The 22194-nt window shown below is 65.4% G+C and carries 21 protein-coding genes and 2 pseudogenes; 14 read left to right on the forward strand and 9 right to left on the reverse strand.

Going from position 1 to position 22194, the window contains the following annotated elements:
* On the reverse strand, window positions 1-897 hold an 897-nt coding region (hsaA, locus tag OEY_RS0122830), incomplete at its 3' end, for a 3-hydroxy-9,10-secoandrosta-1,3,5(10)-triene-9,17-dione monooxygenase oxygenase subunit (RefSeq protein ID WP_010596081.1).
* Window positions 898-1128: 231 nt separating this feature from the next.
* Here hsaA and OEY_RS0122835 point away from each other — a divergent pair.
* The 3 genes from OEY_RS0122835 to OEY_RS0122845 are packed head-to-tail and all read left to right on the forward strand — an operon-like array spanning window position 1129 to window position 3352.
* Window positions 1129-2304 (forward strand): Rieske 2Fe-2S domain-containing protein, encoded by a 1176-nt coding sequence (locus OEY_RS0122835; RefSeq protein WP_010596082.1) that lies wholly within the window; start codon window positions 1129-1131, stop codon window positions 2302-2304.
* Window positions 2282-2539 carry a hypothetical protein gene (locus tag OEY_RS0122840; protein ID WP_010596083.1) on the forward strand — a complete coding sequence of 86 codons (258 nt, stop codon included), beginning with the start codon at window positions 2282-2284 and terminating at the stop codon, window positions 2537-2539. The genes OEY_RS0122835 and OEY_RS0122840 overlap by 23 nt, the downstream gene beginning before the upstream one ends.
* A 21-nt stretch (window positions 2540-2560) precedes the next feature.
* Window positions 2561-3352 (forward strand): SDR family NAD(P)-dependent oxidoreductase, encoded by a 792-nt coding sequence (locus OEY_RS0122845; protein ID WP_010596084.1) that lies wholly within the window; start codon window positions 2561-2563, stop codon window positions 3350-3352.
* A gap of 536 nt (window positions 3353-3888) precedes the next feature.
* On the opposite strand, the gene OEY_RS30610 is transcribed toward OEY_RS0122845, so the two are convergent.
* The 3 genes and pseudogenes from OEY_RS30610 to OEY_RS31260 form a co-directional block, all read right to left on the reverse strand.
* Window positions 3889-4098 carry a hypothetical protein gene (locus OEY_RS30610; protein WP_010596085.1) on the reverse strand — a complete coding sequence of 70 codons (210 nt, stop codon included), beginning with the start codon at window positions 4096-4098 and terminating at the stop codon, window positions 3889-3891.
* 442 nt (window positions 4099-4540) lie between these two features.
* Window positions 4541-5704, reverse strand: coding sequence for an adenylate/guanylate cyclase domain-containing protein (locus tag OEY_RS0122860; protein WP_051009404.1), 1164 nt, complete (start codon window positions 5702-5704; stop codon window positions 4541-4543).
* Between the two features lie 677 nt (window positions 5705-6381).
* Window positions 6382-6589, reverse strand: a pseudogene (locus OEY_RS31260) (IS110 family transposase); the annotation flags it as partial.
* Here OEY_RS31260 and OEY_RS0122870 point away from each other — a divergent pair.
* The 3 genes and pseudogenes from OEY_RS0122870 to OEY_RS29975 form a co-directional block, all read left to right on the forward strand.
* Window positions 6589-6801 (forward strand): annotated as a pseudogene (locus OEY_RS0122870) (ISL3 family transposase); the annotation flags it as partial. The pseudogenes OEY_RS31260 and OEY_RS0122870 overlap by 1 nt on opposite strands.
* A gap of 140 nt (window positions 6802-6941) precedes the next feature.
* A complete protein-coding gene (locus tag OEY_RS0122875) occupies window positions 6942-7604 on the forward strand; it encodes a TetR/AcrR family transcriptional regulator (protein WP_010596089.1) in 663 nt (220 codons plus the stop codon).
* Between the two features lie 53 nt (window positions 7605-7657).
* Window positions 7658-8341, forward strand: a complete 684-nt coding sequence (locus OEY_RS29975) for a TetR/AcrR family transcriptional regulator (RefSeq protein ID WP_099528057.1) — start codon at window positions 7658-7660, stop codon at window positions 8339-8341.
* Window positions 8342-8446: 105 nt separating this feature from the next.
* Here the strand turns inward: OEY_RS29975 and OEY_RS29980 are convergent, their stop codons facing one another.
* A complete protein-coding gene (locus OEY_RS29980; protein ID WP_010596091.1) occupies window positions 8447-9607 on the reverse strand; it encodes a CaiB/BaiF CoA transferase family protein in 1161 nt (386 codons plus the stop codon).
* 851 nt (window positions 9608-10458) lie between these two features.
* On the opposite strand from OEY_RS29980, the gene OEY_RS28890 reads away from it, so the two are divergent.
* Window positions 10459-10881: a VOC family protein gene (locus OEY_RS28890; protein WP_010596093.1), complete on the forward strand. Its 423-nt coding sequence runs from the start codon at window positions 10459-10461 to the stop codon at window positions 10879-10881.
* 418 nt (window positions 10882-11299) lie between these two features.
* On the opposite strand, the gene OEY_RS31525 is transcribed toward OEY_RS28890, so the two are convergent.
* The gene (locus OEY_RS31525) at window positions 11300-11455 is read right to left on the reverse strand and encodes an IS3 family transposase (protein WP_157180009.1); all 156 of its coding nucleotides are present in this window, start codon (window positions 11453-11455) and stop codon (window positions 11300-11302) included.
* 46 nt (window positions 11456-11501) lie between these two features.
* Here OEY_RS31525 and OEY_RS30620 point away from each other — a divergent pair, with 46 nt between their 5' ends.
* Window positions 11502-11759: a hypothetical protein gene (locus OEY_RS30620; protein ID WP_010596095.1), complete on the forward strand. Its 258-nt coding sequence runs from the start codon at window positions 11502-11504 to the stop codon at window positions 11757-11759.
* 426 nt (window positions 11760-12185) lie between these two features.
* Here the strand turns inward: OEY_RS30620 and OEY_RS0122905 are convergent, their stop codons facing one another.
* Complete coding sequence (locus tag OEY_RS0122905) at window positions 12186-12953, reverse strand: SDR family NAD(P)-dependent oxidoreductase (RefSeq protein WP_029540176.1); 768 nt, start codon at window positions 12951-12953, stop codon at window positions 12186-12188.
* A gap of 358 nt (window positions 12954-13311) precedes the next feature.
* Entirely contained in the window at window positions 13312-13725 is a 414-nt protein-coding gene (locus OEY_RS31265; protein ID WP_237713780.1) for a hypothetical protein, read from the reverse strand.
* Window positions 13726-13985: 260 nt separating this feature from the next.
* Here OEY_RS31265 and OEY_RS0122915 point away from each other — a divergent pair, with 260 nt between their 5' ends.
* A complete protein-coding gene (locus tag OEY_RS0122915; RefSeq protein WP_010596098.1) occupies window positions 13986-15905 on the forward strand; it encodes a flavin-containing monooxygenase in 1920 nt (639 codons plus the stop codon).
* Between the two features lie 296 nt (window positions 15906-16201).
* Here OEY_RS0122915 and OEY_RS31420 read toward each other — a convergent pair whose 3' ends face one another.
* Window positions 16202-16324 carry a hypothetical protein gene (locus OEY_RS31420; RefSeq protein WP_272942272.1) on the reverse strand — a complete coding sequence of 41 codons (123 nt, stop codon included), beginning with the start codon at window positions 16322-16324 and terminating at the stop codon, window positions 16202-16204.
* A 361-nt stretch (window positions 16325-16685) separates the two neighbouring features.
* Between OEY_RS31420 and OEY_RS31270 the strand changes: the two genes are divergently transcribed.
* The 5 genes from OEY_RS31270 to OEY_RS0122940 all read left to right on the forward strand — a co-directional run.
* Window positions 16686-17033 carry a tyrosine-type recombinase/integrase gene (locus OEY_RS31270; protein ID WP_029540178.1) on the forward strand — a complete coding sequence of 116 codons (348 nt, stop codon included), beginning with the start codon at window positions 16686-16688 and terminating at the stop codon, window positions 17031-17033.
* The gene (locus OEY_RS30005) at window positions 17030-17599 is read left to right on the forward strand and encodes a hypothetical protein (protein ID WP_237713782.1); all 570 of its coding nucleotides are present in this window, start codon (window positions 17030-17032) and stop codon (window positions 17597-17599) included. Before OEY_RS31270 ends, OEY_RS30005 begins: the two co-directional genes overlap by 4 nt.
* Window positions 17600-17815: 216 nt before the next feature.
* Window positions 17816-19432 (forward strand): class I adenylate-forming enzyme family protein, encoded by a 1617-nt coding sequence (locus OEY_RS28905; RefSeq protein WP_192811085.1) that lies wholly within the window; start codon window positions 17816-17818, stop codon window positions 19430-19432.
* A 67-nt stretch (window positions 19433-19499) separates the two neighbouring features.
* Window positions 19500-20486, forward strand: a complete 987-nt coding sequence (locus OEY_RS0122935; protein WP_029540179.1) for an NADPH:quinone oxidoreductase family protein — start codon at window positions 19500-19502, stop codon at window positions 20484-20486.
* 1199 nt (window positions 20487-21685) lie between these two features.
* Window positions 21686-22194 (forward strand): MFS transporter (locus OEY_RS0122940; protein ID WP_029540180.1); only part of this gene is annotated, 509 nt, incomplete at its 3' end.

The raw sequence follows: 22194 nt of genomic DNA on the forward strand, positions 1-22194 counted from the left end.
GTACAACTCCCGGATGTTGCGGTCCGTCTGGAGGATCGCCGCGTCGATCTCCGAGGCGGCCCGGGCGACGGCGACCTGCGCGAACTGGTCCTCGGCGAACCGGCCCCCGCCCAGGCTCAACCGCACCCGGTTCCGCATCGCGCCCAGATACTGCTCGTAGCACCCGGCGACCGTTCCGATCACCGGCGCGGCGACGGCGGTGGTGAAGATCGCGGCGAACGGCAGCCGGAACAACGGTCCCGGGTTCACCGCGTGGCCGGGGGCACGCAGCTGCGCCAGGTCGTAGTTGCGCACCGTGCGGTGGTGCGGCACGAACGCCTTGTCGACGGAGATCTCGTTGCTGGCGGTTCCGCGCATGCCCACGACGTCCCACACGTCCAGGATCCGGTAGTCGCTGCGCGGCACCAGGACGGTCATGAAGTCCACCGGCCGGCCCTCGGCACCGACGACGAGTGCCCCGAGCAACGCCCAGGTCGCATGCTCGCACCCGGACGAGAACCGCCAGTTGCCCGACAGCCGGAAACCGCCGTCGACCGGGACGAGTTCGCCGACCGGCGCGTACGACGAGGACAGCAGCGTCGAATCGTCCTGCCCCCACACGTCGTCCTGGGCCTGCGGGTCGAACAGGCCCAGGTGCCAGGAGTGGACCCCGAGGATCGACGTCACCCAGCCCGTCGACCCGCAGGCCCCCGAGATCTCCCGCACCACCTCGTAGAAGCGCACGGGGTCGCATTCGAGACCGCCGTACCGGGCGGGCTGCAGCATCCGGAACACCCCCGCCGCGGCCAGGTCCTGCACGGTCTGGTCCGGCACCCGGCGCGAGTCGTCGACCGTCTGCGCGCGCTCCGCGATGGACGGCAGCAGTTCGCGCACCTTCGTCAGCACGTCGTCGGGCATCGGCGTCACTCCTTCGTGACCGGGGCGGGTACGGGCTCCCCCATCGTGCGGCGCCGTCGCCGCGGCCCGCCGGAACGTGTCCCGGACAGTGGGATCGCCGCACCCCCGGTGACCGGCCTCACCTAGCGTCGATCCCACAGGTCGCAGGCGGCTGCCGTCCCCCGGCCCACCCGCGCACAGCACCGAGGTGCTCCATCCGATACGACATTTCCTCCGAAAGGACGGACGACAGTGAGCTCCAGCAAGTCCGACGACGTCGAAGTTCGCGAGATCGTGGCCGGTGCCGCGCCCACCCGGTTCGCCCGGGGCTGGCACTGCCTGGGCCTGTCCGAGTCCTTCAAGGACGGCAAGCCGCATTCGGTCCACGCCTTCGGCACCAAGCTCGTGGTGTTCGCCGACAGCAGCGGCAACCTGAAGATCCTCGACGCGTACTGCCGGCACATGGGCGGCGACCTCAGCCAGGGCACGATCAAGGGCGACTCGGTGGCCTGCCCCTTCCACGACTGGCGCTGGGGCGGCAACGGCCGGTGCACGTCGATCCCCTACGCGCGGCGCGTTCCGCCGATCGCGAAGACCCGCGCGTGGCACACCCTCGACCAGGACGGAATGCTGTTCGTCTGGCACGATCCCGAGGGCAACCCGCCGCCCGCCGACGTCACCATCCCCCGCATCGAGGGCGCGACGAGCGACGAGTGGACCGACTGGGTCTGGTACACCACCGAGGTCGACACCAACTGCCGCGAGATCATCGACAACATCGTCGACATGGCGCACTTCTTCTACGTGCACTACTCGTTCCCCACGTACTTCAAGAACATCTTCGAGGGCCACGTCGCGACGCAGATCATGCACGGTCAGGCGCGCGAGGACATGCGGCCGCACGCCGACGGCCAGCCGAAGCTCGTCGGCAGCCGCTCCGAGGCGGCGTACTTCGGTCCGTCGTTCATGATCGACGACCTGCAGTACAAGTACGAGGGCTACGACATCGACTCGGTGCTGCTCAACTGCCACTACCCCGTCACCGAGAACAAGTTCGTCCTGATGTACGGGATCATCGTGAAAAAGTCGGACGCCCTCGGCGACTCGGCCGACGAGACGGCCCGCAAGTTCGGTGACTTCATCGCCCGAGGCTTCGAGCAGGACGTCGAGATCTGGAAGAACAAGACGCGCATCGAGAATCCGCTGCTGTGCGACGAGGACGGCCCGGTCTACCAGCTGCGCCGCTGGTACGAGCAGTTCTACGTGGACGCCGCCGACGTCAAGCCGGAGATGACCGAGCGGTTCGAGTTCGAGATGGACACCACCCGCCCCGTGGCGGCGTGGATGAAGGAGGTCGAGGAGAACCTCGCCCGCAAGACGGCAGCCGAGGAGGCGGCGACCACCGATGCAACCCCTGCAGTGCACTGAGTGCGGCGCCCGGGTTCTCGTCGCCAAGAACAGCTGGGAGCACACCTCCGTCCAGTGGAACGAGGAGGCGCGGTCTCGGTGCCTGGAGATGCGTGAGCAGGGTGGGCAGGACTCCCGGCCCGGGGCGCCGCGCCGTGGTTGCGCGAAGCTCGCCGAGACGATCACGTGGGCCGCGACCGAAGGCCGCCTCACCGTCCTCGACGACACCCCGGTCCCGGGGCCGATCATCCAGTAAGTCAGCCGGAAAGGAACTTTCGTGATCGACGTCAAGCAGTACGGCTCGTGGGCCGTCATCGCCGGCGGCTCCGAGGGCGTCGGTGCCGCGTTCGCCGACGAGCTCAGCAAGGCGGGGCTGAACCTGGTGCTCGTCGCCCGCAAGCCCGGCCCGCTCGAGGAGACCGCCGAGAAGGTCCGCGGCAACGGGGTCGAGGTGCGCACCCTCGCGCTCGATCTGCTCGCCGACGACGCGGTCGAGCAGCTCCGGCGGGCGACCGCCGACGTCGAGGTGGGTCTGCTCATCTTCAACGCCGGCGCCAACAGTTACGGTCACGAGTTCGTCTCCGGCGACCTCGACGGCTTCCGTGGCGTGATCACCCTCAACATCGATCGGCAGCTGGAACTTTCGCACCTGTTCGGGTCGAAGATGAAGGAGCGCGGGCGCGGCGGCATCATGCTGCTCGGCTCGCTCGCCGGCTACATGGGGTCCGAGCACCAGAGCATCTACGCGGCGTCCAAGGCGTTCAGTCGCGTGTTCGCCGAGAGCCTGTGGCTCGAACTCGCCCCGCACGGGGTGCACGTCGTCGAACTCGTCCTCGGTGTGACCCGCACCCCGGCGATGATCCGCGCCGGGCTGAACTTCGACATCCCCGGCATGCTCGTCGCCGAGCCGGAGGAGGTGGCCCGGGAGGGCCTCCAACACCTCACCGACGGGCCGGTGTGGGTGGCCGGCGGCAACTACGACGCCGCGGTCAAGCGCAGCGGGTTCCCCCGCGACAAGCTCGTCCGGGGCGCGGCCGAGGCGATGCGCAAGCTGCTGAACAGGAGCTGACCGAACGGATTTCCGGGGCGTCGGTGTGAAAGCACCGACGCGGGGGTACCTTACACACGATCGGGTCGGCCGGACTGCGCACATTCCATGACAGTCGGTCCACCGTCGACTTGCTGCGCAGGACGGCCGGCCCGATCGGTTCTCGTATCCGCACTGCCCACCCGCCGAGCACGGCGGGTGGGCAGTTCGTTTCTGTGCGGGTCGAGCGCCGGCCGGGTCGACGGCCGCGCCGGCGGGACCTGCGAGCTCGGTGCGTCGTCGGTAGGCGCGGACCGCCACTGCGTTCCGAGCAGAGCGCCGACGATCCTGTCCTGCAGGCGCACCGGGGTCATGGCGCAGCCGTAGCCGACGATCACCACGAGCCATGGCAGGTCGCGGCGGGCGCACCGCCGGGCAACAGCACCGACAGGTGCGTCACGAGCAGCGTCTCGACGACGCCGAGCAGCACGGCGGGGACCATGTCGAGCGGGTGCGGCCCAATTCGAGTGCGTGCACCGCGGGGACGAGGAAGAGCACACACGCCGCTCCGGTGCCCCTCACGAGTCCGAGTGGTACCTCGGGCAGGGCGTTTCTTCACGGCGAGGAACGCTTCGCCCCCAGGCAACGCCGCACGCGAAGCCGGGGAGCATCCCGAGCAGGGCGCGTGGTGGTGCCTGCAACGTGAAGAACAGCAGGATGAGCATCGGGCGGTAGAGCGCGAACGGTGTCGAGGCCTGGAACGGAATCATCAAGACGACGATCAGCACCGCGTCGAGTACAGCCGGGATCAGAATTACTTTGGTCTGCAGAGATATTCGATCGCTTCCCTGCGAGTGATGCTGTCACCGCCCGAACCGGGTGGCCGTAACGACGATACGATCCGTGTGCACAGAAGAGCGCGGCCAGGATTCCGAGCGCATCGAACGTGAGAAGCACAACCATTCGATCCCCTGCCTCGGTAGGCGCGTCAGGCACATCCGCCGTCTCGTCGTCCAGCTGTGCCTCCACCACGGGGCAGGCAGCGCCGCGGTACACCTACGTCGTAGGCCGGCAGAGCCCGCGGCGATGTGGGGCAGCTTCATCGCCGCGCTGCCCGTACCGGGTTCCGAACCGTTGGAGTTCCTTTCCACGCCGACTGCGAGTACCTGGCAACGAACCTAGTCTGCTCGTACTGCGTCCGAGATGCTCACCAGCCTCGCTGAGACCCCGCTACGAGGAGGGCTCGAGCCCACTCTCACCCGTCGGCGCTCCCACTGCCCGGAGCCGAAAGAGCTCCTGCTCACCCCCGAAGCCTTTCAATGCGTACGTACCCGCCGGCTCGGCCGCTACCGCCCCGCCGTCCAGTCGGCGCATCGCCGCGTCGTCGACCAACACTTCGCCCGGCCCGGCGACCGAGGCGATCCGGCTGGCCCGATTGAGCGGTCGCCCGATCCAATCACCCGCACTGCGCACCGCCGTGCCCCACGCGATCCCGGCATGCAACGGTGGCAGGCCCTGCCGCCGCGCGGCCGCCACCAGAGCCAGCACCGCCGCGGCCAGCGCTGTCGGATCCGCCGACAGCAGCAGCACGGCATCCCCGACCGTCTTGACGAAGCGCACCGGCGGGGCCACCACATCGGTGGTCAGCACATCGAGCCGATCGGTCAACTCCCCCAGTTCCGCCGGCGACAGCTGTTCCCCCAGACTCGTGAACCCGACCAAATCAGCGAAACACACCGCGACCTGCCGAGCCTCCGGATCATGGTGGGTCATCGCCTGCGCGTGGATCTGCTGCCGTAAATGCTGCCGAAGACGGGTGGTGACGGCGCGACCGAGCAACCGGGACTGAAACTCCGCGAACCGTCGCACCTCGCGGGCATACTGCAGCGCCCGCTCGGGGCGCGCGGGATCGGCGTCGAGTCGCCGCTGGATCAACGACCGGGTCGCGTCGGCGAGGGTCGCAGTGTTGCGGCCCACGATCCGGGCGAACGCGAACAGGTCTGCGTCCGCGCCCCCCAGGGCGCGATACTCGGCCAGCAGCCGCGCCAGCCGCAGATCGTCCTCGCTGTAGTCCGCCGATCCCTCAGTCGACACGCCCCGGCCCATCGACCGGAACCACCGCTCCACATCCGGTGGGGAAATGCCGGTCCGCTCACAGACCTGCTCGATCGTGTAGGTGGCGCCACGGGGGGTCAACACGTCGTCGAGCAACAGGTACCCCAACTGGCCTCGCCGGGTCGCCTCGGTCAGGGTCGCCACGCTGGCTCCGTGCTCGGCCAGTTGCGACAGAACGTGGATTCGACGTGCCCGGTCTGCGCCACCGAGGCCGTCCAGCAGACCGGCCTCGGTGAACGCACGGATGCGACGTCGACGGTGAAGAAGCCGGGACGGCATGGACAGCACACGCCTTGCCAGTGAAATAAGCACCACCGGATTGTTCCGAATCGTGTCACCTCCTGTCTCGGGAGTCTGGCGTTCTGACGGGTCCGAGAGATCGACGACGAGAGCAGACGCCTGGTATGGATCATCCGTCGCGGGTACCGGGTCGGTGGTGCCTGGCGGCGCGACCAGATGATCCTGCTCTCCGCCCAGGACATGCCGGTGCCCAAGATTGCCAGGTCAGCTCCACCAGTGCCGACCGGGGGCGCGACGTGATCCACAACTGTCGGCGCCGACGGCTTCGACTCGCTGTATCCGAAGTACGCCGCGGCCGCCCGAGGACGTTCAGGTGGCCCGAACGCTGCGAGATCAGGAAGATCGTCGAGCCCACCCCGTCGAGCACGATCTGCCGCTGCCGACCTGGAGCCTGAACAAGCTCGCCGAGAATCTGGTCGCCAAGGCGTGGTCAGTCGACATCAGCCGAGCGTGGCGGCAAGCACAAGGATCCGGGCCGGCAGCGAGGCGCCGACGGCGGCCGACCTACACCCGCCCGCGTAGGGTGCGGAATCTGTTCGCCACCGACGACCTGGGCAAGGATCGGCTCTACGGGCACGTGAAGGCGACGAAGAATCGCACGACGTCCCTCGAATTCTGTCGCTACCTCATGGCGATCGTGTGCGACAACTTCGCCGAGCACACGCGAAACCGGTCAGGGTGCTCACCCCGCGCAGACAACACATCCGGCGGACGACCGGTGAACTCACTGGCCGCAGCCATCTCCTCGATCGCCGTGTCGAGTCGCCGGCGCCGGGCCTGCCTCGTGAGCACGTGCTCGTAGTCGGCCCCGTACGCCATCCGCGTCGCCGGCGAGGTCAGCTGCGGTGACGTCTCGGTACGCAACCCCGCGGGCGAACACGATGACGGCCGCCGGTGTCCTCGACGACGACCGCTCGGTGGCCGCCGAGTACCGGTGCGCTTGGCACACCGTCCACGGTCAGGTCGTCACCGCCGCCGACACCGCCCTCGACGACGAGCCTGGGCCGGTGACCGTCCTCGGTATCGACGAAACCCCGCGGGGAGGCGAAGTGAGAGACCGATCCGGCGCCCGGCGGTAGGTGGACCGGTGGGACACCGGCCTGGTCCCCAGCCGGCATCAATGCCACTGCCCACTAGGGGAGATCCGGTACAGTGGGTGATCGATCACTCGTGCAAGAAGTAGGCGGTCGGCAGAAACGTTTTCTATAATAGATTAATGGCGAAGGCGAGCGCAGACAGGGCATCCACAACAGTCGAGACGCTGTCCAAGTCGGACCGCACCCGCGAGCGCATACTCAACGCGGCCGCGGACGTACTCAGCCGCAACGGGTACGCCGGAACGCGACTTTCCGACATCGCGGACGTCGCGGAGCTGCAAGCGCCAGCGATCTACTACTACTTCCGCTCACGCGAAGACGTAATAGAGGAGGTCATCCGAGTCGGCCAGCGCCTCACCATCGATCACGTCGTCGCCGCGCTCGACCCACTACCCCCTGAAACTCCAGCAGTCGACCGCATCCTCGCGGCAGTGGCAGCCCACCTCGAAGTTGTCCTCACACGCTCGAAGTACGCATCCGCGTCCATCCGAAACATGAGTCAGCTTCCGGCCGATATGCGCGAGCGGCAACTCGAGCTGCGACGTGAGTACGGCACTATCTGGCGAGAGCTGTTCGAACAAGGAGCGGCAGCGGGCGAGTTCGATCCCCGTCTTGACCCGCACGCAGCGCGAATGCTCGTCATCGGAGCACTCAACTGGGTCCCGGAATGGTGGAACCCGGACCGCGGCACCGCCGATTCGATCATCGAGAACGCCCAGCAATTCGTTCGCTTCGGCCTGACCAAACGGTCGTCCACTCGTTTCGCCCCCACACTTTCGTAAAGGAGCCCCATACCTCACCGCCCCGACTTCCGAGACGAAGGAGGGCAGGGACTATGCTCTTCAATGTGGCAAGGAGCACGGACGGGCCTGAAACGCCTTCTTCGGCAGTGTTGAAGTCCGCGCGAACCCGGGCGCGCATAATGGACGCAGCGGCGAAAGTACTAAGCAGCAAGGGATACGCCAAGACTCGCCTGACCGATATCGCCATCGAAGCAGACATCCAGGCTCCCGCCATCTACTATTACTACCCCTCGCGGCAAAAGCTGATCGAAGCAGTCGTCCGTCACGGAACCTCACAGATGAACGACCATGTCAGCTCTGTGCTCGAAGCCCTCCCATCGACAACATCGCCGATGCAGCGGATAGCCGCCGCCGTCGAAGCGCACCTACGGCTCAGCCTGGAGCTGTCCGTGTATACCACCGCTGCAATCCGCAATGCAGGACAGCTACCTGATGCGATGCGCGAACGTCAGCGTGCGGACGAGGAACAGTACGCCGGCCTGTGGCGAAACCTTCTCGAGGAAGCACATGCCGCAGGCGAGATCCGCCCCGACGTCGACCTTCGAGCAGTCCGAATGCTCCTGCTGGGAGCCCTCAACTGGGCAGCAGAATGGTGGAGTCCAGAACGAGGCTCGCTCGAATCAGTGGTCTGCACAGCGCAGACGCTGATCCAGAATGGCCTGAGTGCCGACACGCCCGTCGACATGCGACCAATCTTCCTCGCCCCATCTTCGTGACAGCTGCCATTCTCCTCCACCGACCGCTCGCAAGTCACCACTGCACGTGACTCCCTTACCGATGTCCCGATCCGAGCTCCGCTCCGCGGGACCGCCGCACGTACCTCAGGCCGTATCGTCCTGTTGCGCGGCACCGCAAGCCAGCAGCGGCTCAGGATCCAGGCCCCAGCCGGACAGCACCTCCCGCGTATGTTGGCCGGGCGTCGGCGGCGACGTGGGCCTCACCACAGGATGTGAGGGAAATCGAGGCGCCGGCCCCGGCTGGAGCAGTCCATTCTGGACGGAAACTGCTCCGCGCTGCTTCATGTGCGGATGTTCCGCAGCCTCATGCAAACTCACGACCGGCGCAACGCAAGCGTCGGTCCCGTCGAATCGGGCAACCCATTCGGCTCGAGTGCGAGTACCGAAGGCAGCTGCAATCTGCTTCTTGGTCGCAGGCCAACGTGCACGATCATGCTGATGGGTCGGATCGATATCTACATCCAGTCCCGCCAGCAGTTGGGTGTAGAACTTCGATTCGATCGCGCCGACCGCCATGTAGCGTCCGTCCGACGTCTCGTACACCGAATAGAAGGGTGCTCCACCGTCGAGCAGGTTGGCGCCCCGTTCGTCAGCCCAGGTACCCGTGTTGACCATGGCGTGGGTACCAGCAAGGAGGTGAGCTACTCCGTCGACGATTGCAGCATCGACGATTTGGCCTCGCCCGGTCTGCTCGGCCTCACGCAACGCTGCCAGAACACCCGCAACGAGATACATCCCACCGCCGCCGAAGTCACCCACGATGTTGAGTGGGATTTGGGGGGGACCGTCGGCATCGCCTATCGCGTGCAGGGCGCCCGTGATCGCAATGTAACTCACATCGTGACCCGCGGTATGAGAGAGGGGTCCGTCCTGGCCCCATCCGGTCATCCGACCGTAAACGAGCTTCGGGTTGCGCGCCCAGCATTCTGCCGGACCGATACCGAGACGTTCGGCGACACCAGGCCTATGCCCTTCGATGAGAAGGTCCGCTCGCTCGACCATTGCCAACAGGGCTGCCACGGCCTGCGGAGTCTTGAGGTCGAGCGATACGGCCCGCTTACCCCGATTCAGCACGTCCTGGGTCGGCTTGCCCGGAAACACGCCGAGCCCGCCGGGCCGCTCGATTCGGACAACTTCCGCTCCCATATCTGCCAACGTCATACCCGCGAACGGTCCCGGCCCCATTCCGCCGATCTCCAGAACCTTCAGACCGTTCAAGGGCCCCGGCTTGGTTACTGTGGTCATATCATCCCATCTCTACCGCTCGGCGTGCCCGCGGAAAGGTCCGCGGACGCGGGCACTGACTCGACCTCGGATCCCAAAGTTGCATAGCGAGAGCACTCCATTCGCAGCTCGCACGGCGGAGTGAGCACGACCGCACGTCCATGCGCCGCAACCCGGGCATCATCCCCAAGGTATTCTATTCTAGAATAGAATAGTACGCCTGGCGGGTCAATCCGTGCACTCTGCTGTCTAGGCGGGGAGGAACTCCGCGCCACGGCGATTGCCGCACTGCCACGGCCCGTCGTTACCCCAGTACACACTTTGGCGCCGACGGTGGTCTCGGAAACCCGGCCGCTGGAGATGAGGGTCCCGTCGAGGATCACGTGGGCGTCGCCCGCGGCGAGGCGTGCGTACAGGACGTTGCGCAGCTCCAGCACCTGGGCGGCGAGCACGGCGATACCCTCGTACATATGCCGGTAGCACGTGCCGATGCGGATGCCGGCGTCGCAGGCCCGGAGCGGGACGCCCTGGCGGAACCAGCACAGCACGCGCACCGGCTGGGCGAACGCGGTCGGGCCCGCCGACCATGCGGGTGCCCCTAAACGGCAAGCGGGTTGCAACAGGCGGCACAGGTACCGGGCGAGCGGCCCAGGGACGTCGAGGGTAGCAAGATGGGTGATCACGTGGAGCCTGAGGTTCGGATCCGATCTTCGCAAATCCAGTGCCACCAGGGGCTCTGCGCCCCTCGGGGGTCCGGCCTGACGCCACCCCAACAAGATCAACCTACTGGGGGAACCGCACCGTTCCCATGCGTTCCCAATAGTGGCTCCTAGTTTCAAATTGTGATTAAATAGCACCGGCAAGGAGGATTGATGTTGGAGTTTTTCAGCCATGTCGGCATCGTGGTCAAGGATCTGGAGAAAGCGATTGAGGTCTGGACCAAGGTCTTCGGCTTGACGGTGGTCGAGCGCATGGATGTCGAGGCCGAGGGTGTCCGGAGCGCTTTCCTCTCCACCGGCGCCGCGTATGGAGAGGGAACATGCATCGAACTGATCGAGCCGATTGATCACGACGACCCGAACAGCGCAATCGCGCGTCGCCTGACAGAGCACGGCGAGGGCGTGTTCCATCTGGCTTTTCGAACGGGTGACGCGGTAGAGGCCGCTCGGTCCCTCACTGATGCGGGTCTTCGTGCGTTCGAACTACCCCCTGCGGGAACCGAGTCGGCTCCACGGGCAGTTGTGCACCCCAAGTCGGCCAATGGCATTCTCGTCGAGATTCTCGGCGCCCGGTAGCTCACGCCCTCCGTCTGTACAGGGACCCCGCGCACGCTTCGCGACCGGGGTGTGGACCCTGGGCCGGGTCGCAATCGTGATCGACAGGCTCACCGGTGTGCGCTACGGGCTGAATCGCCTCGAGTTCGGCGGAGGCGCGGTCATCTGGTTCCGGTCTCAGCGAGGACCGGTGTCTCACGGTAGTCGGCCGCCGTGTGATTCGACCAGCAGGCGACCTCGTACTCGGCAGTCGGGACGTGGTCGATCTCGCCACGTAAGCGGCGGTGATCGAACAAGTCAATGCACTCGGCGACCGTCCACTCGACGTCTCCAACGCCCCACCAGCCTCCGCGTGGGTGCATCACGGGATTGCGAATGCACTCAGCCTTGAACAACGAGTTCAACGCCTCCGCCATCGCGTTGTCGACCGTTATATTCCCTACAGTCCAACGGTTTTCATCAATCGTTCCACGGTGCACTCGGCCACCGACATCCTCTCGCGTTTCAGACTGGCGTGCACTTTGCGGACCCCGTACACCCCGAGATTGTCGGCATGAACCGTCCGGCTCTCGGATAGAACCTGACGGTCACGCACCGCACGTGCCGATTCGGTTCGCCGTGGGCTCAGGTGAGCTCGGACCGTGGACGGAGCGATCTGGGCGGCGGTCGACCTCCGCCGCCGCGAAAAACGAGGTCTGCTCGAGGATCGTGTTCGCCCGCCACAGCTCGCGGTTCCCTCAATCCAACTGCGCGATCCGTTCGGCATCACCGGCCGTGGGGCCGGAGCGCCGCCGCCGTCGACCTCGGCCTGCTCGCCCCAAAGTCCGCAGCGCCTCAGGGTGCACACCGAACCGATCGGCGTTCCGCTCGAGTACACCCGGTCGCGTCGCCGGATCTGACGGGCCTCGACCGTCATCCTCGTTGCTCGTTCCTTCAGCTCAACGCTGTACTTCCGTGGTGCTGCCGCGCTCTCCATCCTTCACAGGTTCGAGTGCCTCCGACAGACCTGGGGCGATTCATCTGCTATTCCGCGGGTAAGTCCAAGGACAACGGTTCGACCGGGCACGGCAACCGCTACCCCCGGGTCCTCGGGGAGGCCGCCGTGATTGCGGGCCGCACCGACACGTTTCTCGGTGCCAGGTATCGGCGGATCGCCAGACCCGAACAGACAGAAACACAGTCACATTCCTCAACTCGAAGCCCTCGGGTACTCCGTCACCCTCACCCCGGCCGCCTGACCCGCACCACGACACGCCCGGTTCCGCTCCGCTCGGCTGGGAGCTGGCACACGTTCACACCCGTGCGCAGGTCACCTTCCCTTCGGATTAGACGGTGTACCCGCCATCAACGGCCAGCGTCTGCCCCGTCACCCACTTTGCGCGAGGGGACATGAGGAATTTCGCCGCTTCTGCGATGTCCGAGACGTGCCCGAAGGTCCGCAGCGGGATGTTCTTCTTTGCGGCGGCGAGCAACTCCGGCGTATAGTCCCCGCGATCGATCAACTCTTTCCACATCCCCTCCCCCTCGAGCAGGCCCACGGCGATACTGTTCGCCCGCACCCCGAAGCGGCCTTCCTCTGCCGCGACCGCACGGACTATCTGCTCGACCCCCGCCTTGGGTGCGGCCGACAGTAAGTCCTTCTTCGCGTACCGCGTGACGGCAGGCGTCGATACGGCTAGGAGCACGCCTGAAGTCTCTCGCAATTGAGTCAGTGCCGGCTGCACGAGCGCGAAACACGCAACAACATCCGAATCGACTGTGGTTGCGAAGCGCTCGACCTCTGTATCGACTACGTAATTCATCGGAATGTGAGGGCCAGCGGCGTAGACAACGCCATCGAGGGGTCGATGTTCACCGATCGAGCGCACCACTGCGGCGACGCGCGGCCTGTCGGTGAGGTCCACTTGGACCACGTCGGCAGACCTGCCGACTTCCCGGATCTCCTTCGCCACGACTTCAGCCGGGCCCCGGTTGTTGCGGTATGTAAGGACTACGTCCCAACCGTCATCAGCGAGTGCCCGGGCGGTGGCGGCGCCGATTCCGCCGGACCCGCCCGCAACGAGCGCTCGGGGTGCAGTCGCGTGCTGTGACATGGTTTCCTCCGTATCAGGTACATACTCAGCCAACGATGAGGACCCAACCGAAGTGCTCACCGAGTAAAATTTAGATTATATTAAGTATTCGTGTCCTGCCCGTCAAGGAACGCCTTTCTCAGTAGGGCTCCGCATGCTCGAATTGCGTGAGTACGAGCGCTGCCTTGCTAACGGATCCGATTCGATAGGGACACAGCACGATCCCGTCGAGGACCTTCCACCGGGTGGTGAGGAGCGCGGCGGCACATTCGCCGAGGCACCGGAGTCCGGACAGCAGCGTGTTGCGGCAGACTGTGTCGGCATCGAGGACGTTGCCGTCGGCAGGGACCTTCGCGGGGGTATGGATGCCGATGCAGGCTCACTGGTGGCCCTTGCCCGCGAGGGCGGCAAAGCCCGGGGCCGCGGCGCCGTCTGGGACGACGTGAGTGTCGCTGCGGCCCACGCGTTGCTCGAGCACCTCGGGCAGCTCCGGTGCTTCGGCCGCGAACGCGGCGATGCCCTCGTACATATGCCGGTAGCGCGTGGAGATGCCGATGCTGATGCCGGCGTCGCGGGCCCGGAGCGAGATGCCCTGGCGGAACCAGCACAGCACGCGCACCGGCTGGGCGAACGCGGTCGGGCCCGCCGACCCTGCGGGTGCCCCTACACGGCAAGCGGTTTGCAACAGCCGGCCCAGGTACCGGGCGAGCGGGCCAGGGACGTCGAGGATAGCAAGATGGGTGATCACGTGGAGCCTGAGGTTCGGATCCGATCTTCGCAAATCCAGTGCCACCAGGGGCTCTGCGCCCCTCGGGGGTCCGGCCTGACGCCACCCCAACAAGATCAACTTACCGAGCAATCCGCATGTCCGCCTGTTCGCGTGTGCACGGGCCCCGGCGCGACCTCCGACCCGACGAGGACGACGCGGGTTCGACAACGGCCTCTTTTTATTATAGATTAAAATCTATTCTCGGCGCCCACACCGTCGACGGGCGTCGCTCATCCGAGGAGGGCATCTTGTCGATTTCCCAGGCCGACCCGAGGTCCATCGCCATGACCGCAACCGATGCGCAGCTGCGTGCCGCACTCGAGGAGGGCAATCTGCCCACCCTGCTGCTCGTCCTCGCGCACCTGACCGGTGACCAGAAATGGCTCGAGGAGCCGTACCGCCCCAGTCGCACCTTCGCCCTCAACGACAACGACGAGGGCGGCTTCGACTCGGCTCGACAGACCGAGATCCGGACCGCGGCCTTCGAGGTGCTCCGCGACTGGCGAGACGGTCGTCGTCCGCTCCCGGCTCCGCCCCCGGACAACCGCATCACCGAAATGCTCAGCGTGTCCCTCGGCGAGCACGTTCCGCCCGAGTACGGCCAGACCATGGCCGAGGAGGCCGGCTTCCACCCCCGATCCGAGGTGGCCTGGTCCGGTGAGCGGCCCTCCGGGGCGGATACCCTCCACGTTCTGATCATCGGCGCCGGCCTCTCCGGCATCGCGGCGGCAGCGACCCTGGATCGACTCGGCATCGAGTACACCATCGCCGAGAAGAACGCCGCCCCGGGCGGAGTCTGGTGGCAGAACACCTATCCGGGCGCCGGCGTCGACACGCCCAGCGACCTCTACTCGTTCTCGTTCGCGCCGAAACGAGGCTGGGACCGCTACTACGCCAAGCAGCCGGAGATCCTCTCGTACATCCAAGACACCGCCGCCGGGCTGGGAATCACCCCTAAGGTCCGTTTCAACACCGAGGTGACCCGCGCCGAGTGGAACGAATCGGAACAACGCTGGCATGTCGCACTCCGCCAGACCGACGGCGTGACCGACCACCTCCAGGTCAATGCCATCATCAGCTGCGTCGGTATCCTCAATCGCAAGTCGATTCCGAACTTCTCCGGAATGGACTCCTTCCGCGGAGCGATGTTCCACTCCTCGGAGTGGGACCACTCGGTCGACGTCACCGGCAAGACGGTTGCGATCATCGGCACCGGTGCCACCTCGCAACAGCTGACGCCCGCCCTAGCGGGCACAGCGGACAAGGTGCTGGTCTTCCAGCGGTCACCGCAATGGGTGGCCCCGAACCCCAACTACTCACGAACGGTCCCGGACGGCGTCCGGCTGCTGATGAAGCAAGCCCCCTACTACGCCGCCTTCTACCGACTGCGCCTGATCTGGCAATTCCAGGACAAGCTGCTCAGCACTCTCCGCCGGGACCCCACCTGGCCGCATCAGGACCGGTCGATCAACGCGATCAACGACAAGCACCGCATCTTCTTCACCAAACACATCGACGACGAACTCGGCGACCGGACGGACCTGCGCGAGAAGGTCCTGCCGACCTACCCGCCCTACGGCAAGCGGATCCTGATGGACAACGACTGGATCCAGACAGTCAAACGAGACGACGTAGAGCTCGTCACCGGCGCAGTCTCCGGCTTCGACGAGGAACACGTGATCCTCGCGGACGGCAGCAGACACCGCGCGGACGTCGTGGTGCTGGCAACCGGCTTCCAGACCAGCGCAATGCTCGCTCCCATGGACATACGCGGCAGGTCCGGAGGCTCACTGCGCGATCTGTGGGGCAACGACGACGCCTTCGCCTACCTCGGGTCGACGGTTCCGAACTTCCCCAACTTCTTCCTCGTCAGCGGCCCCAACACCGCCCTCGGACACGGCGGCAGCGCGATCTACATCAACGAGTGCTCGATCGCCTACATCGCACAGATCCTGATCCGCATGGCCGAAAACGACATCACATCGGTCGAAGTCCGAGAAGACGTCATGAAGGCCTACAACGAAAAAGTCGACGCCGAGAACGCAGCCCTGATCTGGACCCATCCCGGAATGAACAACTGGTACCGAAATCGCGCCGGCCGCATCGTGACAACCATACCGTTCCGAGGCGTCGACTTCTGGTCGATGACAAAAGAACCCGACCTCGACGACTTCGTCGTCACGAAATCGACCACACAACAGTAGCCGCCGTTCGTCGACCCACCGACACAAGCCCGCAGAGCCCAACCCCCAACACGGAGTATTGGTCCACCACGAATGACTGTGCCGGGGGTGGTCTCGGTGGCCCGGTCGGTGGGGATGAGCGCGCTGTCGACGACGATGTGAGTGTCGCCGCGGCCCAGGCGTTGTTTGCGGACCTCGAACAGTTCCGGTGCTTCGGCGGCGAGCACCTCGATGGCTTCGTGCAGGTACCGGTAGCACGGGGAAATGCCGATGCCGGCGTCGCGGGCCGGGGTGGTCACCCGGGTGTCCTGCCGGCATCAGCGCAGCGTCAGCACGGCGTGACCGAAGACGGTGAGGGCGCGGGAACCGCGACGGGTACCGCGTTCGAGACGGGCCGCCTGCAGCAATCGGCCCCGGTGCTGGGCAAGCGGGCGAGGCACGTCGAGCGTGGCAGAACAGAGGATCACATGGAGCCTCTGGTTCGTGGACTTGATCCGGTTCCTGCTCGACCGTGATCTCCGATTGGCGACAGTGACGCCGGTGTCGGTGTTCGAGTGGATCGACTGGCAGGACGTGCGCCGCGAACTCCGACGGGTGTGGCGACGACAAGGGGCCGCGGAGCACGGCGGCGTCGACGATCAATCGGCGGGTCGCGGCGGTACAGGCGTTGTTCGAGTACCTGGTGATGACCGGGATGCGCGCCGACAATCCGGTGCCCTCCCCGCGGCGCGGGCAGGGCCTGCGACCGCAGGCGCGGGGACTGCTCGGGCATCTCGGACCGAGGCGGCCCCGCGCCGGCTGGTGCGCCAACCGCGGTTGCTGCCCGAATCCCTCGACGCCGACGCGGTGGAGCAGTTCGTGGCGTCGTTGCGCACCCATCGGGATCGGGCGATGGTGTGGGCGACGATGTTCGGGGGTCTGCGCAGCGCCGAGGTGCGATCCCTGCGATTGGCGGAGGTGGATTTCGGTCGACGTCGGGTGCGGGTGCTCGGCAAAGGCCGCTCTGCCGGAATCGATCTGATGGCATTGCGGGAACTCATGGGGCACGTGTCCTTGGAAACCATCGCCGGATACGTGCACCAGTCGGCCGGCCAGCTCGCCGCCGAGTACAGCGCGACCCGGGCGAGCCTTGCCGGGGCACGGCGATGAGCACCGCAACGACGACTGCGGCGGCACCGGACACGGTGCTGGCCGGCCATCTCGACCACGTCGCCACCCTCGGACTGAGTGGACGAGCCGTCCGCGGTCGCGCCCGCGTCGCGGGTGCGTTTCTGGCCGAGCACCTGGACCTGCGGGACTGGATGACTCGGCCGGCAGGGGACCAGCTCACCGAACTGCGCAGCACCGGGGCGTGGCCACTGCTGTGTCACCTCATCGGTGGCGATGAGGCGCGACTGGATCTCGAGTTCGCCGCCGTGAAGAACCTCACCGGTCTCGGCCGGGCCGTCGAGAATCGCGACCCCGGCGGGTTCGCAGCCGTCCGGACCGCCGGACCGGCCCTGGGCGCGGCACCGTCGACGACTTCGACGCCGCCTTGGCTGCCACACAATCTATTCCGCCCGATTCCGCCGTCGTCGCGCCGGGCCTTACCGCAACCGGATCGCGGGTCTGCGGCAGATGCTGTTTCAGGCCCGCATCGTCGACAACCCACCACGGCGCCGGCGGCGGGGATCACCCCGAGCCTCGCGACGGCGGTTGAGGGCTACTGCTCATGATGGCCATTCACGCGCGGGAAGCGGGAACGATGCATGAGATCTGTCCCAGGGTTAGCGCCTGATGGCACGTGCGACGACCAATTGCCAGCGAATCCGCCTCGGTCTCAGTCGCTTGCCTCGACCGCGGTCGAGGCTGATGGACGACTATCGACGCGGACGGTCGATTCATGTAGTCTAATCTAGAATAAAAACTACCGCTTGCCGGAGGTGTCGAACGTGCATGAAGTGGAAGAACCCGGGAATTCTGGTGGGCCTACCCTCTATGACCTGCTCGAATGCTCGTATCGAACGTACGCGGATCGGATCGCCGTAGACGACGGATGCCTCTCGCTGACCTATGGCGAACTCCGGGACTCTGCGCTTCGGATCGCGACATGGTTGACCGATCACGGAGTCGCCCGCGGTGACCGGGTGGTGCTCGTGACCAACAATCGCGTCGAGTATTCGCAGGTGGAGCACGCCGTGGTGCTGGGTGGGTTCATCCGCGTAGCCTTGGCGCCTCGCCTCCACCCGGTCGAGGTAGCCGGAATCATCGCCGACTGCACTCCCTCGTGTGTTGTGATCGAAGCATCCTGGTTGGCGCAGGAAGGTGCGGAATTCCTGGCCGACTTCGAAGGCCACGTCGTCGTCATCGGATCGACCGATCCGGGCGCCCAGGTCGAGCTGCCCAACGCAGTTCCCCTCGAGGCGGTCCTCGAGGATGTCCCCGACGCGAAGTCCTTTCCCGCGCCCGCACCGGACGACAAGGTCTGGTTCATCTACACCTCCGGTTCCACCGGATTACCCAAGGGCGTAATACACCCCCACGCCTCGGTGACGGCAATGATCACCGGCATCCGCTGGGCGATGACGTCGGTCGACGAAACCGATACAGCGATCCACACCGCGCCTCTTGCACATGTCAGTGGAGCTGCGGGGTGGGCGCTGACGTCGGCCGGTGGCCGTAATCGGATGCTGGCGAAGTTCAGCCCGGAAGGCGTCTTCGACGTCGCCGAGGAGATCGGGGCTACGGTGTTGCCGGTCGTGCCGACGCAACTGAACATGCTTACCGACTATCTGAAGTCGGTACCGCGGAACATCGACAACATCCGCTTGGTCCCCTATGCCGGTAGCGCGATCGCCCCGGACCGGCTGTCCACAGCCAAGGAGTTCTTCGGGAATGCTCTGGTACAGCTGTTCGGTGCGAGCGAGGCACCGATGCCGCTCACCGCGTTGTTCCCAGCCGATCACATCCCCGTGACGAACAGCGTCGGAATCCCCCGGTTCGCCTCGGCGGGCAGGGCTGCTCCCGGCGTCGAGATCGAGATTCGCGACTCACAGAATCGGCGGGTCGGAGTCGGCGAACCGGGCGAGATCACCGTCAAGACTCCGACGGCGTGTCAAGGATACTGGAACAACCCCGAAGCGACGGCTGAGTTGTTCGACGACCAAGGGTTCGTTCGCACCGGCGATGTCGGCTTGCTGGACGAGGACGACTTCCTCTTCATCGTCGATCGCAAGAAGGACATGATCGTCTCGGGTGGATTCAATGTGTATCCGCGAGAGGTCGAGACCGCGATCAGCACGGTCCCCGGGGTCAGAGAGGTCGCTGTCGTCGGTGCACCCGACGAGAAATGGGGCGAGCAAATCGTAGCGGTGTTGTCGCTCGAAGAGGGAGTCTCCTACACCCTCGAGCAGATTCGGGACCACTGCCGCTCCACGCTGGCCGGGTACAAACTCCCGCGTCGAGTCGAGGTTGTGGGTGATCTGCCGAAGGGGCCGACAGGAAAGATTCTCAAGAAAACGATCCGCGCGGAATTTTGGACCGATTCGATTCGCCGGGTCGGTGGTTGAGCGTGCTCGACCTGGGAGCCACGCACAGGTGCCCGGTCGGCCGGGTGGCAACAAGGAGGACGTGAGCATGCGTGCCTGGCAAGTGTCCGCCATCGGCGATCCCGTTGACGTGGCACGGATCGTGGACCTTCCGCATCCGATCCTTTCGGCGGGGCAGGTGATGGTCAAGGTTCGCGCTGTCGGCCTGAATCTGCCGGACCTCCTGCTCATGCAGGGCCGCTACCAGAATCACCCCGGCACGAGCTACATACCGGGGTTCGAGTTCGCCGGCGAGGTGGTCGCCGTCGCCGACGACGTCGACCTCCCGGTCGGGGCGCGCGTTCTATGCGTCCCTGACCTGCCGCATGGTCCTCGCGGTGGACTTGCCGAGTATGTTCCCATCGACGCCGCGGCGGTCTACGAAATCCCGGATGCAATGAGCTTCACCGACGCGGCAGCGATGAGCATCACCTACGTCACCGCACTGCTGGCGATCGAGCGCCGAGGCCGATTGCGTAGTGGTGAGACGTTACTGGTTCACGGGGGCGCGGGCGGAGTGGGAACAGCTGCGATCCAGCTTGGACTGCACATGGGCGCGCGAGTCCTTGCGACGGCAGGTGGAGGAGAGAAGGTCGCCTTCTGCGAGAGTCTCGGAGCAGAGGCCGTCGACTATCGATCGGAGGACTTTGTCGATTTCGTCCGGGAACGGACCGCCGGCGTGGGCGCCGACGTCATCATCGACCCGGTCGGAGGTGAGGTCTTCGAACGCTCTCGGAAGGCTGTTGCCTGGGAGGGCCGACTACTCGTCGTCGGATTCGCGAGCGACTCGATCGGTTCGATGAAGTCGAATCAGCTACTCCTGAAGAACTTCTCAGTCATCGGTGTGAATCGTGACCAATATAGATTCAGGGATCCCGAGGTATTCCGGTCACTACATCGTGAGGTGTTCTCGCTCTACCAGAGCGGCGCGTTTCGTCCGGTAATCAAGGAGACTGTCGGATTCGCCGACGTCCAGTCCGCCTGGGCACGGCTTGCGGGTCGAAACACCATCGGCAAGGTCGTCGTCACACTGTGACGACCGGAGCGCACGCTACCGGGACGGGACTCGCGATCTGAGGACGATCGATCAGGAAAAACGCGTCGTCTTCCCGAAATTCGCTGAAGGCAAATCCCCCTGGGACCCGTTGCTCGGAACCCAGGGGGGGCCAGCTCCGGTGCTCAGACCGCACACGCTGTAGCCGCCGTCGACAGCAGGAGTCTGGGCGGTAATCCACCCTGCGTTCGGTGCGAGCGGGAAATCGCACAGCTTCGGCGATGTCGCTGACGTCACCGGGACCGGCCGTGCGAGCAGGTGCCCGTGGTGTGGTCGGATTCGGTCGAGCGCGGTCACGGCCGGGAGGAGAACCGCATCTGCAAGATCGTCACCTTGCCCCGGGTTCGCGGTTTCCATACGCAGCAGGAAATTCAGATCGCTCGACGACAGCGCGTACGCGGTGCCGACGTGTGAAAGGTCGAGGTGTACGCGATCTGTTCACTGCCGTGTCAGCAGGCACCTCCGAAGCTGCTGGCATCGTGGATCCGCGGGCATTGGCACACTCAGTACAAGCTCCATTACATGCGTGATGTGAGGTCCGATAGGGACCGGTCCACGGTCCGCACCGGTCATGGTCTGCAGTGATGGCGGCGCTGCGGAGCGCGGTTGGAAGTCTGCGTCATCGGGCTGGGCACACGGACATCGCTCGGGCCTGCCGGCGACCGGCGGCCAACCCTCATCGCGACCTGATCTCGAGAGCTTGAACCTGCTGGTCATAACTGCGGAAGTCGACAACTGCGGCACCCTGGCCGTAGGGGGTTGACCAGGCGCAGCAGCTAATTTATTCTAAATTCAGTAAATGCCCTTCCTTCGACGGGTGGGTGCCCGAGATGACGAGTCTTTCCTCGGATTGGCACAACGCATTGCAGATATGGATTCAGCATTTCGGTTCGTGGCATGAGCGTGAGTGTCCGCAGTGATCTTCGAGGGCGACAGGAATCCTTGCTCGAATATCCGTCGCCTTACCGATTCAGGGCCCTGGGGAGCCACAGCCATCGCGTCGGTTTTCGAGTCTTCGACGAGTACATAATGCAGCACAAAATCCGATCCGCGATCTCTTTCCCAGCCGATCGCGGCCGCGCCCCATCCACCGAATGCAGGAGAATTCAATGAGTCCAATCGACCGTGTGCATCGGAGAATCGGTATCAGGCCGTTTCAATTCGGAGTCATCATGCTTTGCATGTTCTTGAACATGCTGGACGGATACGACGTATTCGTCATGGGATTCGCCCTCCCGCATCTTCCGGAAGGTTTTGCGTCTACCAGTGAGAAGGGGTACCTGATCAGTGCTGCGCTGGTGGGGATGGGCGTCGGCGCTATGCTCTTCGCGCGAGTTGCGGACATTGTCGGTCGTCGGCTCACTCTGCTCGGTGCTTTGGGTGTGAATACGGTGGGGCTCGTGGTGTCGGCGAATGCGCCGAACTACGAGACCCTCCTCGCCGGCCGATTCGTGACCGGTATCGCCGTCGGTACGATCAGTGTGGTCGTCGTTGTGATTGTCCAGGAGATTGCGCCTCCGTCTCGAAGGAACCTGGCGATCGGTCTCGGGTTGTTGGGATTTCCGTTAGGGAGCACCCTTGCCGGCGTCTCGGGTGCGACGCTGATCGCTGTCTCGGGCGGGTCGTGGCAGGGGGTGTTCTGGATCGGCACGGGGCTGAGGGTGCTGCTCTTTGCCATCACATTCGCCTT

The sequence above is a fragment of the Rhodococcus sp. P14 genome (genome assembly GCF_000256505.1).
Lineage (GTDB): Bacteria > Actinomycetota > Actinomycetes > Mycobacteriales > Mycobacteriaceae > Rhodococcus > Rhodococcus ruber.